Annotated in this window: 11 protein-coding genes and 1 tRNA gene; 7 read left to right on the top strand and 5 right to left on the bottom strand. The window is 65.1% G+C overall.

What is annotated here, in order from left to right:
• Positions 1-189: 189 nt before the first annotated feature.
• Positions 190-2,862, top strand: coding sequence for a pyruvate dehydrogenase (acetyl-transferring), homodimeric type (aceE, locus tag ACZK3W_RS08535; RefSeq protein ID WP_125895298.1), 2,673 nt, complete (start codon positions 190-192; stop codon positions 2,860-2,862).
• A gap of 51 nt (positions 2,863-2,913) precedes the next feature.
• Here aceE and ACZK3W_RS08530 read toward each other — a convergent pair whose 3' ends face one another.
• Entirely contained in the window at positions 2,914-3,396 is a 483-nt protein-coding gene (locus ACZK3W_RS08530; RefSeq protein WP_125895297.1) for a LuxR family transcriptional regulator, read from the bottom strand.
• Positions 3,397-3,585: 189 nt separating this feature from the next.
• On the opposite strand from ACZK3W_RS08530, the gene ACZK3W_RS08525 reads away from it, so the two are divergent.
• The 4 genes from ACZK3W_RS08525 to ACZK3W_RS08510 all read left to right on the top strand — a co-directional run bounded on the left by ACZK3W_RS08525 (position 3,586) and on the right by ACZK3W_RS08510 (position 9,657).
• On the top strand, positions 3,586-4,815 hold the full coding sequence (locus ACZK3W_RS08525; RefSeq protein ID WP_125895296.1) for an MFS transporter: 1,230 nt from the start codon (positions 3,586-3,588) through the stop codon (positions 4,813-4,815).
• Positions 4,812-5,969 carry an ROK family protein gene (locus ACZK3W_RS08520; RefSeq protein WP_125895295.1) on the top strand — a complete coding sequence of 386 codons (1,158 nt, stop codon included), beginning with the start codon at positions 4,812-4,814 and terminating at the stop codon, positions 5,967-5,969. The genes ACZK3W_RS08525 and ACZK3W_RS08520 overlap by 4 nt, the downstream gene beginning before the upstream one ends.
• A gap of 86 nt (positions 5,970-6,055) precedes the next feature.
• Positions 6,056-8,551: a TonB-dependent receptor gene (locus ACZK3W_RS08515; protein WP_478450640.1), complete on the top strand. Its 2,496-nt coding sequence runs from the start codon at positions 6,056-6,058 to the stop codon at positions 8,549-8,551.
• Positions 8,551-9,657: a YdcF family protein gene (locus tag ACZK3W_RS08510; RefSeq protein WP_125895293.1), complete on the top strand. Its 1,107-nt coding sequence runs from the start codon at positions 8,551-8,553 to the stop codon at positions 9,655-9,657. Before ACZK3W_RS08515 ends, ACZK3W_RS08510 begins: the two co-directional genes overlap by 1 nt.
• A 17-nt stretch (positions 9,658-9,674) precedes the next feature.
• Here the strand turns inward: ACZK3W_RS08510 and fauA are convergent, their stop codons facing one another.
• Together fauA and ACZK3W_RS08500 are read right to left on the bottom strand one after the other, a co-directional pair.
• Entirely contained in the window at positions 9,675-11,846 is a 2,172-nt protein-coding gene (gene fauA, locus ACZK3W_RS08505; protein WP_125895292.1) for a TonB-dependent alcaligin siderophore receptor FauA, read from the bottom strand.
• A 111-nt stretch (positions 11,847-11,957) separates the two neighbouring features.
• Positions 11,958-12,896 (bottom strand): helix-turn-helix transcriptional regulator, encoded by a 939-nt coding sequence (locus ACZK3W_RS08500; protein WP_049422688.1) that lies wholly within the window; start codon positions 12,894-12,896, stop codon positions 11,958-11,960.
• A 139-nt stretch (positions 12,897-13,035) separates the two neighbouring features.
• Between ACZK3W_RS08500 and ACZK3W_RS08495 the strand changes: the two genes are divergently transcribed.
• Both ACZK3W_RS08495 and ACZK3W_RS08490 read left to right on the top strand, forming a co-directional pair.
• Positions 13,036-15,366 (top strand): TonB-dependent receptor, encoded by a 2,331-nt coding sequence (locus ACZK3W_RS08495; protein WP_125895290.1) that lies wholly within the window; start codon positions 13,036-13,038, stop codon positions 15,364-15,366.
• 121 nt (positions 15,367-15,487) lie between these two features.
• The gene (locus ACZK3W_RS08490; protein ID WP_180838531.1) at positions 15,488-15,943 is read left to right on the top strand and encodes a DUF4189 domain-containing protein; all 456 of its coding nucleotides are present in this window, start codon (positions 15,488-15,490) and stop codon (positions 15,941-15,943) included.
• An 84-nt stretch (positions 15,944-16,027) separates the two neighbouring features.
• Here ACZK3W_RS08490 and ACZK3W_RS08485 read toward each other — a convergent pair.
• Together ACZK3W_RS08485 and csrA are read right to left on the bottom strand one after the other, a co-directional pair.
• Positions 16,028-16,120: transfer RNA gene (locus tag ACZK3W_RS08485), tRNA-Ser, on the bottom strand.
• Between the two features lie 78 nt (positions 16,121-16,198).
• Positions 16,199-16,402, bottom strand: coding sequence for a carbon storage regulator CsrA (csrA, locus tag ACZK3W_RS08480; RefSeq protein ID WP_004152909.1), 204 nt, complete (start codon positions 16,400-16,402; stop codon positions 16,199-16,201).
• Between the last annotated feature and the right edge of the window lie 123 nt (positions 16,403-16,525).

Genomic DNA, 16,525 nt, shown 5'->3' with positions numbered 1-16,525 from the left:
GCTTGCCAGAGACCCAAGCCCTGCCCGCCTATCGAAGCCGGGGGGCCGGGCCTACGCTTGTCTTCTCGGCGGCCGCCACGGTCGCCCTTCGCGTCACGGCCCCGCCGTTGCGACCCCGCTCCAGTGCTGTGCGCCCTGCCGGTGTTGTCGCCCAGGCAGAAGTCCGACCGGCGCCCTCTGGAGACAGTCATGAACCAAGCGCTCATTCCCTTCGACACCGATCCGCTGGAAACCCGCGAGTGGCGTGAATCACTGGAAGCGGTGATGCAGACCGGTGGCCGGCCGCGCGCGCACTACCTGATCGACCAGCTCAGCGAGCTGGATGCACAGCAGCACGGCGACCTGCATACCCGTGCCTGGACCGCCTACGTCAACACCATCCCGCCCGAGCGCCAGCCGGCCTACCCGGGTGACCTGGCCATCGAGCGCCGCCTGAACGCGATGATCCGCTGGAACGCGATGGTGATGGTGCTGCGTGCCGGCAAGCATTCCAACGTCGGTGGCCACATCGCCACCTACCAGTCGGCGGCAGTACTGTACGACGTGGGCTTCGATCATTTCTTCCGTGGCCGTACCGACACCTTCGACGGCGACATGATCTACATCCAGGGCCACTCCGCGCCGGGCATCTATGGCCGCGCGTACGTGGAAGGCCGCATCGATCCGGCGCGCATGGACAACTTCCGCCGTGAAGCCGGGCGCGAAGGCCTGTCCTCGTATCCACACCCGCGATTGATGCCGGAGTTCTGGCAGTTCCCCACCGTGTCGATGGGGCTGGGCCCGCTGACCGCCGCCTACCAGGCGCGCTACATGCGTTACCTCGAGTATCGCGGCCTGAAAGAACACCAGGGCCGCAAGGTCTGGGCCTTCCTCGGCGACGGCGAGATGGATCAGCCCGAATCGCTGGCGGCAATTTCCCTGGCCGGTCGCGAGCGGCTGGACAACATCGTGTTCGTGGTCAACTGCAACCTGCAGCGCCTGGACGGTCCGGTGCGCGGCAACGCCAAGGTCATCCAGGAACTGGAAGGCACCTTCCGCGCGGCCGGCTGGAACGTGATCAAGCTGATCTGGGGCAGCGGCTGGGACGACCTGCTCGCCCGCGACCACAGCGGCCTGCTGCGCCAGCGCATGATGGAATGCGTGGACGGCGACTACCAGACCTTCAAGTCGCAGAACGGTGCCTACGTGCGCGAGCATTTCTTCGGCCGCTACCCCGAGCTGCTGGAGCTGGTCGCGCACATGAGCGACGACGACATCTGGGCGCTGGCACGTGGTGGCCATGATCCGCAGAAGGTGTTCGCCGCCTACCAGCAGGCGGTGAACACCAGCGGCCGGCCGACGGTGATCCTGGCCAAGACGGTCAAGGGTTTCGGCATGGGTGAAGCCGGTGAAGGCCAGAACATCAACCACCAGCTGAAGAAAATGAGCGCCGACGCGGTGCGCGCCTTCCGTGACCGCTTCAACCTGCCGGTCAGCGACGAACAGCTGGAAGAGATGCCCTATCTGCGCCCGGAACCGGGCAGCGCCGAAGCCATCTACTTCGCCGAGCGCCGCCGCATCCAGGGCGGGCAACTACCCGCGCGCCTGGCCAAGGTCGATCCGCTGCCGCTGCCGCCGCTGTCGATCTTCAACACCCAGCTGCAGGGCAGCGGCGATCGCGGACAGTCCACCACCATGGGCTTCGTGCGCATTCTCACCAGCCTGCTGAAGGACCCGGAACTGGGCAAGCTGGTGATTCCGATCGTGCCCGATGAATCGCGCACCTTCGGCATGGAAGGCCTGTTCCGCCAGATCGGCATCCACTCCTACCTGGGCCAGCTGTATACCCCGCAGGATGCCGGCCAGCTGAGCTATTACAAGGAAGCCAAGGACGGCCAGATCCTGCAGGAAGGCATCAACGAATCCGGCGCGATCTGCTCGTGGATCGCCGCCGGCACCGCCTACAGCAACCACGGCCTGGCGACGATCCCGTTCTACATCTTCTACTCGATGTTCGGCCTGCAGCGCGTCGGTGACCTGGCCTGGGCCGCCGCCGATGCGCGCACCCGTGGATTCCTGCTGGGTGCCACCTCCGGCCGCACCACGCTGATGGGCGAAGGCCTGCAGCATGACGACGGCCACAGCCACGTGCTGTCGTCGGTCATCCCGAGCTGCGTATCCTACGACCCGACCTACAACTACGAGCTGGCGGTGATCATCCACGACGGCCTGCGCCGCATGTACGTCGAGCAGGAAGACATCTACTACTACATCACCGTACTCAACGAGAACTATCCGCAGCCGGCGCTGCCCGAGGGCGCCGAGGCCGGCATCCTGAAGGGCCTGTACCTGCTGCACCCGGCGGCCGCCGACAGCGACTCGCAGCCACGCGTGCAGCTGATGGGCAGCGGTTCGATCCTGCGCGAAGTGGAAGCCGCGGCAGAACTGCTGCAGCAGGACTTCGGCATCGCCAGCGATGTGTGGAGCGCGACCAGCCTGACCGAACTGCGCCGCGATGGCCTGGCCGCCGAGCGCTGGAACCTGCTGCATCCGGCCGAGGAGCCCCGCGTGCCCTACCTGCAGCAGTGCCTGCGGGGCCATGAAGGCCCGGTGGTGGTGGCCACCGACTACATGAAGATCGTCGGCGACCAGATCCGTCCCTTCATCAACGACCGCCGCTTCACCGCACTCGGTACCGATGGCTTCGGCCGCTCCGACACGCGTGAGTCGCTGCGCACGTTCTTCGAAGTGGATCGCCACTTCATCGTGCTGGCCGCCCTGAAGTCGCTGGCCGACGAAGGCCGCATCGAGCGCGCGCGGATGCAGGACGCCATCGACAAGTACGGCATCGACACCGGCAAGCGCGACCCGGCCGCGGTGTAAGGCTGCAGCATTCACCACGCCCGTTCTGCGGGCGTGGTGCCGGTGGCAACGCTAGGGCATCCGCTTGAACAGATTGGTCTGCAGGATCGGCGTACCATCGTGGCTGTAGAACGCCTTGGTCTCGGTCATCGTCGAGCGGTCAGCCGCCACAGTATAGATACGGGTGGAGGCCGGCGTGCCGTGGTCCACCAGCTGCATCACCAGGGTGTTCGGCGCCGGCAGTTTCAGGTTGGCCTTGTCCGCGCCATAGGTGCCGGACAGGGCGCCCGGCGTACCATCCAGCGCCAGCGTGCCGTCGGATTTCATGGTCTTGCCATCGTGCAGGACGATGTCCACATGTGAACTCCAACGCCCCGCACCGGCGTCCTTGAACTCCAGCACCACCTGCTTCGGGCGCTGCGCCTCGGGCAACGCAGACGTAGCGATATCCAGCGACCAGCGCCCCAACAGCGGTGAAGGAGACGCCTCCACTGCCAGCGCCGGAACGGCGGGGAATGAAAGCGCAGACAACAACACAGCGGACAACAGCTTCATACGTTGCTCCATTCGGCGAAGAAGGCTCTGCGTGAGGCGTTGTGGCGCGCAGCACGGTCAATGCTGCTCGCCCACGGCGTGCGCTGCAAGCCACTCGCTGAATGGCCGACCTCGCACCATGTCAGACCGCTGTCACACAGGGGTAGTAGAACGATCCCGGATCTCCGGCCTCCTCCCCCAAAAACAGCGTTGAACGCGCAGCCATCGCTGCGGCAGCTCTATGCCGCCGGCCACTTCGCCCGCACTCTGGTCTGGTCGTTCGTGGACCTGTCACTCGGCTACTACCTGCACGCGCGGCTGGGGCTGTCGGCTGCCCACACCGGCCAACTGCTGGCGATCTCCCTGGCCTACAGCAGCGTGCTCGACCTGCTGCTGGCCGCCGTGTTCACCCGCCTGCACGACCAGCGTCGCCTCGCCTTGCGCCTGCAGTTGATCGGCGGGCTCGGCACCGCCGCCAGCGCCTGCCTGCTGTTCAGCCCCAGCACCGCGACCGAGCCCGCCTTCCTGCCGCTGCTGGCCGCCTCGCTCTTGTTCCGTACCTGCTACGCGGTTTACGACGTGGCCCAGAATGCATTGACTTCGCTGTTGCCCCGCGACGAGAACGAGGCCATGCGCTACGTTTCCGCTCGCGCGGTAGTGGTACCGATCTCCAAGCTGTGCATCGCTGCAGCACTGTTCGGCGTGGTCGGTGCACCTGAATCTGCAGGCAGTGGCAGCGCGCTGCTGATCTGCATGATCATCGGCATCCTGATCGCGGCCGCCGCGCTTCCCCTGGCCTGCGTCGCCACGCCCGCACAGCCCGCCACAACCAGCAGGCCCGTTGCCGGCGCCCTGCCGCTGCCGGCACTGCTGCCGGTTCTGCTGGCCGCGGCGGCGGAGACCGCGTTGGTTGGCCTGGCCGGGCGTCTGTTCCCCTTCGCCGAACATGGGGCAGCACTGACCTTCGCGATGGTGGCTGGCATGGTGGTCGCGCCTTGGCTCGATCTGCGCCTGCGCCCCCCGCTGTGCAGCGAGACAGGCCTGATCGCGCTGATGTCGGTGCTGGTCATCGCTGCCGTCTGCGTTTACCAGGCCAAGCCCTCCCTGCCTGTAGCGATTGCGTGTGCCGCTGTCCATGGGGCGGCGGTGGCCAGTGTCGGCCTGGTGCTGTGGCGGCGCACCGCGCTGATCGCCCGTCGCCATGCCGCCCGCAGCGGACGTGAGGATGACCTGAGCTGTTTTGCCCTGCTCACTGGAACCATGAAACTGTCCATTGCCGCCTCCTCGTTGCTGCTGGGCCAGCTGCTGCCCGGCATACAGGCCGGTGATCCGGTCACCTCTGCCGCACTGGTCTCGCTGGTTGCCGTCGGCAGCCTGCTGTCGCTGGCCGCATTGGCCTGGCCGGTCGCGCTGCCACGTACCGAGGGCCTGCACCCATGAACCTGGCTCCCACATCGCGGTTGCGCCGCAAACCGCTGATCGCGCTGGATGCCGACCACAAGCGCATCATCTGGCTGTTGCGCACGATGGGCGCCGTTCCCCGCATCACCATTGCCCACCAGCTGGGCATGCACAACGGCGCGTTGACCCGCCTGGCGCGTGAACTGCTGATGCTGGAGGTGATCGAGGAACAGGGGCAACTGTCCGATGGCCAGCGCGGCCGACCCTCGGTGCCACTGGCGCTGTCCGGGCGGGGCGGCTATGCCGCCGGTGCCACGGTACATCCCGGTTGGCTGGAGATCGCGCTGGTGGATTTTGCCGGCCAGGTCATCGCCCGCGATGCAACCGCATTCGACAGCGCAGATCCCTACGACTTCGTGCACGCAGTGGACCAGCGCCTGCGCAGCCTTACCAGCCGCACTGGGCTCATGCGCGCGCGCTTCCTGGGCCTCGGCGTGGCGGTTCCCGGGCCCGTGGTCGAAACCGGGCCGGCACGCAGGCACGCGGTGGACTGGCTGCACGGTTGGCGCGATATCGACAACGACCAGTTCTTCGAAGACTACTTCGGTTTCCCGGTCTGGGTGGAGAACGATGCGACCCTGGCGGCGCTGGCGGAGTACTACGACAGCGGACTGATCCGCGACTGCGCGTCGGCGCTGTTGCTGTATGTCGGCCACGGCGTGGGCGGTGGCGTGATCCATCGACGTGATGTGATGCGCGGTGAGTTCGGCAATGCCGGGGATATCGGTCGCCTGTTCCGCATGGACGCGCCGCGCCCCTCGGGCATCGACCTGCTGGCCACGCTGCGCGACGCCGGCGCCGGCATTCCTTCACTGTTCGAACTGGAGTCCTGCCTGGAAACCCATGCCGGCATCATCAATGCCTGGGCAGAACGTGCGGGCAACCAGCTGGGCGTGGCGGCCAATACCGGTGTGGCATGGCTCGATCCTGGCGCCGTGATCCTGTCCGGCTCACTGCCGAGGCAGGTGCTGGAAGTGTTGGGGCAACACCTGCAGCAACCGGCACGCTGGAGCAGTGCGCTGGACAGCCTGCGCCTGCCACAGGTGCATGTGTCACGGCTGGGAGGATCCGCGGTATCGGTGGGCGCGGCGCTGCTGCCGATCCATCAGCTGGGCGCCGACGCCATCGCTTAATTGTTTATTTCCGCCGAAGTAAACAATTCCGTCATCGCCCGGACCTACCGTGCAGCGGTCCCCCTTCCCTGCATGGCCGCCCTCCGATGAACATCAGCCCCCTGGTCCTGGGCATCTCCCTGGCCCTGATCTCCCTGCACGGCAGCGCGTCTGCGCAGGACGCCCCCGTCCAGAAAAAGGACAGCGCCGATGCCGCAACACTTGATGCGGTGGTGGTCACCGGCGCGGCACGCACCCAGCGTCGCTTCGATGCGTCCTTCGCCGTCAATTCACTCAGCCGCGAAGACGTGCAGAAGCTCGCACCGAAAAGCTACGCCGACCTGCTCGGCTCGGTTCCCGGCATCCATGTCGAGGCCACCGGCGGCGAGGTGCAGAACATCACCCGGCTGCGCGGCATTCCCACCGATCGTGGCTTCATCGCCTTCCAGCAGGACGGCCTGCCGCTCTACCAGGAGCTGGATGGCCACTTCTTCAATTCCGGCGACGGCATGAACCGGTTCGACGTGATGAACCAGCGGGTGGAGATCGTGCGCGGCGGGCCGGCGCCGATCTATGCCAGCAGCGGCGGCGCCATCGTCAACAACATCCTGGCCGAGGGCTCGGAAGAGACCCACGGCAAGGCGCAGCTGACCATCGGCGATACCGGGCTGTACCGCGGCGAGATGTACCAGTCCGGCGCGCTGGGCAATGACACCTTCTACGCCGTCGGTGGCTTCCTGCGCCAGAACGATGGGTACCGCGACAACGGCTTCCCGAACGACAAGGGCGGGCAGATCCGTGGCAACATCAAGCACTACTTCGACGACACCAGTTGGTTCAAGGTCAGCGGCACCTTCGTTGACGACCACAATACGTTCTACCTGCCGATCCCGGTCGCCGACCCTCGCAATCCCAGCGTGTCGCTGGATCCCTACATCGACTACTTCGACGGTACGCTGAACTCGCCGTCACTGCGCAGCGTCAACCTGAAGTACCTCGATGGCGGCGGTGTCCTGCAGGGCATGAACCGCGACCTGGCCGATGGCCGCCACATGCGCTTCGGCAACATCGGCTTCCAGTACGAGAACACCGCCAGCGATTGGACGATCTCGCTGAAAACCGGCTACACCAAGGGCCGCAATACGTTCGACGCGCTGTACTCGACCACCAACCCGGTCGACGCACGCACTTTCGCCAACGGCTATCTGGGTGCGGCCCGCAGCGCCTTCGGTGCCGGCGTCGCGCGGATGGGCTACGCGCTGGCCGGCAGCAACGGCGCCACTGCCTACGATCCCTACGCCGACTCCGGCCTGGTGATCTCAGCCCAGTACCGTGCTGCTGATTCGGACTTCTACTCCGGTCAGGCCGATTTGAGTGCGACGCGGCTGTTTGAAACGGCCTGGGGCAATCACGATCTGAACATCGGCGCTTACACCGCCTTCTTCGGCGCCACGTCCTTCAGCCTGTACCAGGACATGCTGATGGAGATGCGCGGCAAGCCACGCCTGCTGGATCTTGTGGCCTACGGTAACGATGGCGCCCCACTGGGCTATGTCACCGACAAGGGCACGCTGCGTTACACCACCACCCTCAATCGCGGCAAGGTCGATGCCCGCATGTTCGCGGTGTATGCCAATGACACCTGGGCACTGTCGGACCGCTTCAAGCTTGATGCCGGCATCCGCCATGAGCGCTACCGCTACGAGGGCTATGCCGAGCAGACAGCCCAGGTCGACCTCGGCGACCGCAACACACTGGCCGACAACACCACGCGCCGGTTCACCGGCGTCGTCCAGAACCATCGCCTGAACCCGTCCGCGACCAACTGGACCGTGGGTGCGAACTTCGATTTCACCACTTCAGTGGGTGCTTACGCCCGCGTCTCGCACATGGAGATCGTTCCCAATTCGTCGGTGGCGCGCTCGATCGATCCCACCATCGTGCAGACCCAGCTGGACCAGTACGAGCTGGGCCTGAAGGCCGGGTTCGGCCGGTCCTATCTCTACCTGACCGCGTTCTACACGAAGTTCGATCCACTCAACGCGTCCTTCGTTGCCTTCAATCCGACGACCGGCCGCAATGACCAGTCGGTGCCCTTCATCGGTACCGCCGTCTCCAAGGGCATCGAACTGGATGGCCTGTTCCGGCCGCTGGACTGGTTCAGCATCGCCGGTTCGATCACGGTCAGCGATCCGCAGTACGACAGCCTGCAGAACGATTCCGGTGCCGATCCGGCGGCGGTCAATGGCAAGCAGATCGTTCGCGAACCCAAGCTCTACGGCAACCTGCGACCGACTTTCAGCTTCCAGCACGGCCAGGACCAGTTCGAGACCTGGCTGCGCTATGACGTGGTCGGCAAATCGTATGTCGATCTGTTCAACCAGACCGCGTTGCCGGCCTACCAGACCCTGGGCCTGGGCATTTCATGGAAGCGCGGCAACTGGGGCGCACAGCTGGTGGGCGACAACCTGACCAATGAAAAGGGGCTCACCGAGGGCAACACCCGTACCGACGCCCTGGCCGGACAGGGTTCGGCCGAGGCAATCTATGGACGGCCGCTGTTCGGCCGCAACGTCCGCCTGATGGTCAGCAGGAGCTGGTGATGCATCGACGATTGAGCTTGTCCCTCGCCCTGCTTGCCACGGCAGCGCTGCCGCTTGCGGCGGCCGCTGACGACCGCGACAGCACGGCACTGGCCGGGCGCTTGTTTCCAACCCTGGTGCAGCTGAAGCACGACGCACTGCCCGCCCCTGCGCGCGCCCTCATGGTCGAACGCACGCAGCGCATGACTGGCTGCCGGACGGCGGCCTGCACACTCGAGGCGGCACACTGGACGCCGGCGCAGGCAGGCCTGCTGACCACCGCGGTTCCGGCGCGCGCCGATGCCATCGAAAGAGAGCTTGCGGGCCTCAACAACATCCTCTCCGTCTACGGCCACGGCCAGCCGCCCCGCTACGACGCCATCGACGGCCCGGTCGGTGCGGCGGGCAGCACGCGACTGGCCGGCGATGTTGCCATTGCCATGCAGATGAGCGAAGTGGACGCCGGCGCGGCCTACACCGCATTCGATCGCAGCATCGCCGTGGCGGTGGGCCTGCTTGATGCCAATGACCGCCTCGATGCGATCCGCTTCGAGCCCCTCAACGCGGGAATGAACGCCGCGCCATTCGCGCGCGCGCGGCAGTTCGATTGGAATGTGCATCCGTACACAGCGATCATCGTGCTGGGCCAGGGACCGGACGAGCTGACCACCCCACTCAGCGCTGGCAGCAAGCTGCGCCTGAAAGCCGCTGCGCAGCGCTATGCGGCGGGCGATGCACCTTTCATCATCGTCTCCGGTGGCGCCGTGCATCCACGCGGCACCCGAAGCGTCGAAGCGGTGCAGATGCGCGAAGCGCTGATCGCGCGCTTCGGCATTCCCGCAGAGGCGATCATCATCGAACCGTATGCCCGCCACACCACCACCAACCTGCGCAATGCAGCCCGGCTGCTGGCGGCCCTGCAGGCACCGCCGCGGCAACCGGCACTGGTGGTCAGCAGTCCGTCGCATATCGATTCGGTCGCCAGCAGCGGGTTCAGTGACCGCAACCGCCGTGAGCTGGGCTACGTTCCCGGCAAGGTCGGTTCACGCATTTCACCGTACGCGATCACCTTCGTGCCAGCGCCCGAATCACTTCGCATCGACCCGATGGATCCATTGGACCCCTGAAAGGCGCGACGTCATCCTCAGTAGCCGACCTTCAGCGTGAACATCACGTTTCGCGGTGCACCGTACCAGCCCTGGTTGTAGAAGCCGATCTGCGAGTAATAGTGGCGGTCGAACAGATTGTTGATGTTGACCGCCGCCGACACGTTGGAACTGAACTGGTAGCGCGCCATCAGGTTCACCAGTGCGTAGCTGGGCTGCTCCACGGGCACCCGGCGATTTCCGGGCGCGGTGGCGGTCTGGTACATGCGGTTCTGCCAGTCCACGCCACCGCCGATCGTCAGCTGGTCCCAGGCACCTGGCAGGCGCCAGGTGGTGAACAGCTTGAACAGGCTGCGCGGCTTGGCGGTGTTGATCGCCCGTCCCTGTGCATCCTGCGCGATGAAGGTGGTGAAGCTGGTACCCAGGCTCCAGCCCGGTAGCGGCTCGCCGGCCAGCTCCAGTTCCAGGCCATCCACGGTTGCGCCCTTCACCGCACGGTAGGCCGCCTGCGTGCTGCCTTCGACCAGACCACCAGTGGCCTCGGCCAGGTTGTCCTGCTGGGTGCGGAACAGCGCCGCCGACGCATTCAAGCGCTCCTGCAGCCAGCTGCCCTTGAGGCCCAGCTCATAGCTGCGGCCACTGACCGGATCGAGGATCTGCCCGGATTCGTTGCGGTTGTTCTGCGGCTTGAAGATGCCGGTGTAGCTGGCGTACACGCTGCTGTAGCCGTTGAAATCCCAGACCACGCCGGCATACGGTACGAACTCGTTGCGGTAGCGGTACTTCCGCTTGGTGCCAAAGTAGACCTGGTCGGTCTCCCAGTTGCTCATGCGGCCACCGACGATCACGTGCAGCGGATCGGCCAGCGACAGCCGCGCCACCGCGTAGGCACCGCTCTGATGGTTGTCCAGGTCATCGGCCTGGGTCTCGCTGCTGGCCCACGTCGGCTCCGGCGTGCCCGGCCCGTGCCAGTCCAGATAGCTGGCCAGCGGCGGCAGCGGCGCCAGCGCGCGGTACTGCCCCAGCGCGATTTCATCGCGTGAGCGCGACCAGCCGATGGACGCAGTGTGCTGGCGGCCGAACAGCTGGAACGGACCGGACAGGCTGGCACTGATCGCTTCGCGGCGCACCGGACCGTCGTAGCGGATGAAGCTGTTGCCATTGGGCATGGCGCCGGTAACCGGATCGGGGTAGCCACCGCGATAGAGATGCTTCATTTCCATGTCGGTATGCGAGCGGCTGTAGGACACGCGCGCCTGCCAGTCGTTGCCGAAACGATGGTTGAAGTCGAAGAAGCCATTGCGGGTGTCGGTGGTCATCCGTGCCCACGGCGCGGTGGCTGATACCGAGCGGTCGAAACGGGTGCGCGTGCCATCGGCGTTGAACAGCGCGAAGCCGCTGCCGAAGCCACGGTTGTCGTTGCCCTGGTAGGAGATGCCGGCGATCAACCCGGTGTCCTCGCCCAAGTCCACGCTGACCACGCCGTAGAGCGTCTTCGCCGTACTGTCCAGGCCAGCGGTGTAGCTGTCGCCCTCTGCCTGCGCGGCCACCAGGCGACCACGCACACGCCCTTCCCGGCTCAGCGGGCTGGACACATCCGCCCACGCGCGCCGTGCGTCCCAGCTGCCGAGGCTGATGCCACCACTGGCAGCGAACTCGCGCAGCGGGCGCTTGCGCACGTAGTTCACTGCCGCCGAGGGATTGCCGGCGCCGGTCATCAGGCCGTTGGCGCCGCGCACGATCTCGATGCGGTCATACACCACCATGTCCAGGTTGTTCTCGCCGAAATTCCACGGCGACAGCACCGGCATCACCACGCCATCGAACTGGTAGTTGTCGATGTCGAAGCCGCGTGCGGAGAACGAGTAGCGGTTGGCGTCGCTGCGCGTGACCGAGATGCCAGGTGCGGTCGCCAAGGCATCGGCGGTGCTGAGCAGGCCACGGTCCTCGATCTGCTGGCGGGTGACCACGCTGACGGATTGCGGGGTCTGCCGCGAGGTCAGCGACAGTCCGGTCGCCGTGCCCATCGAGTCGGTGGTGTAGGAACGCGACGTTTCGGTGCTGCCATCGAGGTCGGCCGTGACCTGCACGGTTGGAAGCTGGGAAGGCGTTACGGACGGAGTGCGTTCGGCGGCGTGGGCAGCGTTGAACAGCGCCAGGGTCGTGCCGATGGCGCTAGCCAGGGCACACGGGCGGAAACAGGCAGGCATGGGAGATCCAGCGGGAAGGAAAGGCTGGATGAGAATTATTGTCATTTGAGCGGGAGCGTACGTATGCGCGGACGCAGCAGGCGTATGCGCACTGCCGACGGTGGTCCGGACTCAGCGAAGCTCGCTGGGCGCGATGCCGTAGCGCGCGCGGAATGCGGTCGCGAAATTGGTGGCGTGCCGGTAGCCGACGAAATGTGCGGCCTGCTGCACGCTGCAGCCCTGCCGCAGCTGCTCGCAGGCCAGCTGCAGGCGCCGCTCGCGCAGCCAGGCGAACACCGAACACCGGTGCACCTGCTGGAACTTCAGCCGCAGGCTGCTCGGGCTCATGCAGGCCAGGCGCGCCAGATCCTCCAGGCTGTGGTCAGCCGCAGGTGATGCCTGCAGGCAGTCGATCACCCGTTGCAGCATGCGGCGATCACGTGCTGAAACACGCTGGTCCGGCGATGCCTCCTGGGCAGGCGCACCCAACGCCATCGCCAGCATCTGCAGGCCCACACCCTCGCACAGCAGCGCATGCATTGCGCCCTGCCAGGTCCCCGACAGCAACTGTTCGGCGGCATGTTCAAGATGCGCGGGTACCTGCCAGCTGTGCAGCCGCCGGCGACCATGGCGATGCGCCTGCAACAGCAGTTCGCTGATCACCGGATCATCCATCTCGGCCGGTGCATCCAGCGAGACATTCAGACTGCGCATCCGTTGACCGGCCGGATGAATCGCAGTCATCGGCGTGGCATCGGCCAACACCATCGCGCCGGCGCCGCGGTTCATGCCGATCACAGCCTGTCCTTCCAGGCGTGCTCCGGCACGACCTTCCAGCATCACGATCGCAGCGAACGGCGGGGGTGCCTCCGAAGTCGCCTCGAACGGCTGATGCGCGACCACGTCCGACAGCGCCAGGCTGATGCCAGGGCGCAAGCAGCGCTGTTCCACCCTGCCCTCGACCACGCACAGCGCGCCCGAATCGGCGGCGGACGCGAGTGCTGGCAGCCGATAGCGGAAACCACTGCTGCGGCCCAAGCGGTCCAGGTCGGCGAGGGTGAGGCTGTGCATGGTGCGCCCGTGAAGAATCACCCGCCATTCTCATATGAGAACCGTTCTCATATCCAGCCCTGGTGGCAAGGCCCAATCCGCCCTTGTCGATACAAAGAGTTACGTTATAACATTTCACATCAACTTCACGGATCGTGTCATGCGCCGCCATCTCCTTGCTGCAGCCATTCTGTTCGCCGTCCACACCGCCCAGGCCGCGGACGAACCCACCCTCCCCACCCTCCAGGTCCAGGCCACCCAGCCCTCGCGCATCGACAGCCGGGTCGCCGTCGACAATCCGCAGGCGCAGAACCGCACCCTCGGCGGCCTGCTCGAACATGTCTCCGGTGTGCAGAGCACCGCCTTCGGGCCAAACGCGGGCGCTCCGGTCATCCGCAGCCTCAGCGGCAACCGCGTGCAGATCCTGCAGGACGGCCAATCGATTCTGGGCATGAACGCGATCAGCGGTGACATCAACATCCCGTTCGATCCGCTGTTCGTACGCAGCGTCACCGTCAACAAGTCCTCCAACACCGTGCGCTATGGGGGCAATGCGATCGGCGGCAGCGTGGAGATCGACTCGGGCCTGATCTCGCGCAGCATGGAAGACAGGGATCAGTCGATGGAACTGGTCCTGCGCAAGGGCTTCAACGCGGCCGACGCGCAGGGCTTCCGCATGAACTTCAACAACCAGCGCAACATCTCCACCAATCTGCAGGTGTCGCGGCAGCGCATCTCGCACTACGACATCCCCGGCAACAGCAAGGCCAGCGTCTGCAACACCGGGCTGTTCCCGGCAGGCGGGGGCGTCAACTCGGCACTGGCCGACGCCTGCCAGAAAGAGGCGCGCGTCCAGCAGATCTACAACAAAGCCTCGCAGCCGTACATCGACCAGTTCATGACCGAGAACCCGGACTGGGCCGATGGTGATTTCTCCTTCTACACCAACAATCCGACGTCGGTCTGGCAGCGCCGCACCTACATCAATCCGGTCAACCCGGCCTACGTGCCCGGCACGCCGTCGTATGTGCAGAAGCAGATCAACAACGATGTGACGCCCGACTACCATCACCGGCTGGGCAACAGCTATGCGCGCAACAGTCAGGTGGCCTTCGGCTCGACCCTGTTCTTCGACCGTGGCTACGTGGGTGTCAGCATTGATGCCAAGGACAGCGAGTACGGCGTTCCAGGCTTCTCGATGCAGAACCTGTCGTTCGGTTCCAACTATGCCGATGGCCTGCCGGTGGGCGTGGTGATCAAGCAACAGCGCTACGCGCTGGAAGCCCTGCTGCGTGATCCACTACCGTGGTTCGAGCGCGCGGAACTCCGCGTTTCCAAGCTGGACAACACCTCAGGCGAGCGGCTGGGCGCCACCAAGGCCAACGACTACGATTTCGAGAGCACCCAGGCCGAGCTGCTGCTCAGCCATCAACGCATCGGCCCGCTCAGCGGCCTGCTCGGTTTCAGCCATCAGTCGCGTGATGTCACCGGCAGTGGTTCTCAGCGCTACCTGCCGGACGTGGACACCCGCAGCAATGCGGTGTTCCTGAAGGAAACGCTCGACTTCGGCTGGGCCAGTTTCGACGCTGGCGTGCGCCACGAGCGCGTTGACCATGACCTGCAACCAAGCCGCTTCAAGACCGCGCGCAATGCCGCCAACACCAAACTGCAGGACCGCGACTACCGGCTCAACAGCTACAGCCTGGGTTCGTATGTCGAGCTGGGGCCGATGTTCGCGGCCAAGGTGCGCTACTCGTCTTCGCAACGTGCCCCGGAGATCAACGAGCTGTATGCCAGCAACGCACACTACTCGGTGATGACCCAGGAAGAAGGCAACCAGAATCTGGAACCGGAACGCGCGAAGAACCTGGAACTGACCGGCCTGTTCCATCTCGGCGGTTTCGAGCTCTCCGCCACCGCGTACCGGATGAAGTACGAGAATTATCTCTACCTCGGCTACTCCGGCCTGCAGACCGCCAACCGCCTGCCACTGAAGTACTGGAAGCAGACCGACACCACGGTGAAGGGCTTCGAGATCGATGCTTCGCAGGCATTGGACCTGGGCCGCTTCGGCACGTTGAATGTGTCCGCCTTCGCCGACCTGGTGAAGAACAAGGCCGACCGCCCCGATTCGCTGCGTGCCCACAATGACGGCGAGTACCTGCCGAACATGCCGACCAACCGCTACGGTGCCAACCTGCAATGGCAGCGCGAGGGCTGGAAGGCGCAGCTGTCCAGCACCTACTACGACACCCAGAATTACCTCGGCCGCAATGTCAGCGAGGAAGTGCCACTGGATGCGTTCAACATGGTCGACCTGCAGGTCAGCCGCGAACTGCCGGTGCGCAACAGCTACATCGCCGGCGTGGAGGTGTTCGTCAACGGCAGCAACCTGCTCAATGAAGAAGCACGGCCGCACAATTCGCCGTTGAAGTACATCGCACCGTTGCCCGGGCGGGGCTTCCAGGTGGGTGTGACGGTGAAGCTCTGACAACCGGATGCATCGGTACACGCCTGCAGGCAGACGGCCTGCAGGCGTCGTCCATCGCCCCCCCTGCGTGGTTGCGCCACGCTCCCCGGTTGATTCACCATCGGCAGAAAAGGAGAGCGTGATGAACTGGAAGCATGCGGTTTCACTGGCGCTGTTGTTGTCCGTTTCATCAGGCGCAAGTGCTGCGTCTGCGATCACCTACGACAAGGATGGCCGCTACGGCTATTCGATGAACCAATCTTCCCTCACCACTGCGATGCAGCAGTCGCTGCACTACTGCGCAGCGCGATCGCGCAATTGCGGTCAGTCCGCCAGCACCAGCAGCGAAGGCTATTCGGCCATAGCGACCGGCACGATTGCGTTGGGCTTTGCACTGGGTGAGAAGACCGCGGACGCCGCGCAGCGGAAGGCCGAAAGAATGTGCAGGGAACGTGCCAACGACTGCACGCTTGCCTTGCTGTGGCGGGAAACCTCAACTCGCTATCTTGAACCGCCACAGCTGCCCGGTGCGCCCGCTCCGGCACCAGCGGCGACGCCCGCGCCAGTGCCTGCCACCCGTACGGATCAGCCAGGATAGCCAGCTCCACGCCGGCTGTACTTTCGAGTGTCGGATAAAGAAAAACGCCTGCAGATCGAGGATCTGCAGGCGCTTCTTTGTATCTGGCGGAGTGAGAGGGATTCGAACCCTCGATAGAGCTTTTGACCCTATACTCCCTTAGCAGGGGAGCCCCTTCGGCCACTCGGGCATCACTCCGGGGTTTTCTCCGCGTCTGGTGCGTTGCACCTCAGCGGGGCGTGAATCATAACGTTAATCGAGTGCGAAGGTAAAGCGTTATTCGGCAGAATTTTCGCTACCGGTGCCACCGGCTTCGTCACCGCGCTGGATGCGCTGATAGATCTCTTCGCGATGCACAGCGACGTCCTTCGGCGCGGTGATGCCGATACGCACCTGGTTACCCTTGACGCCAAGCACGGTGACGCTCACCGAGTCTCCGATCATCAGGGTTTCGCCGACGCGGCGAGTCAGGATCAACATTTTTGTAAGTCTCCATGGAACCGTGTGGAAGGGTATCCCCCACCGGCTTGACGCTCCGTCAAGAAGCGCTACCACGACAAAGGGAAAAGATTCGCAATGGTACCGTCAGCCGTCCCGCTCCTA

The organism is Stenotrophomonas sp. 80084_Sma (genome assembly GCF_056481995.1).
Note: the sequence above shows the minus strand (reverse complement) of the source record. Positions and strands in the feature narration are given on the sequence as shown.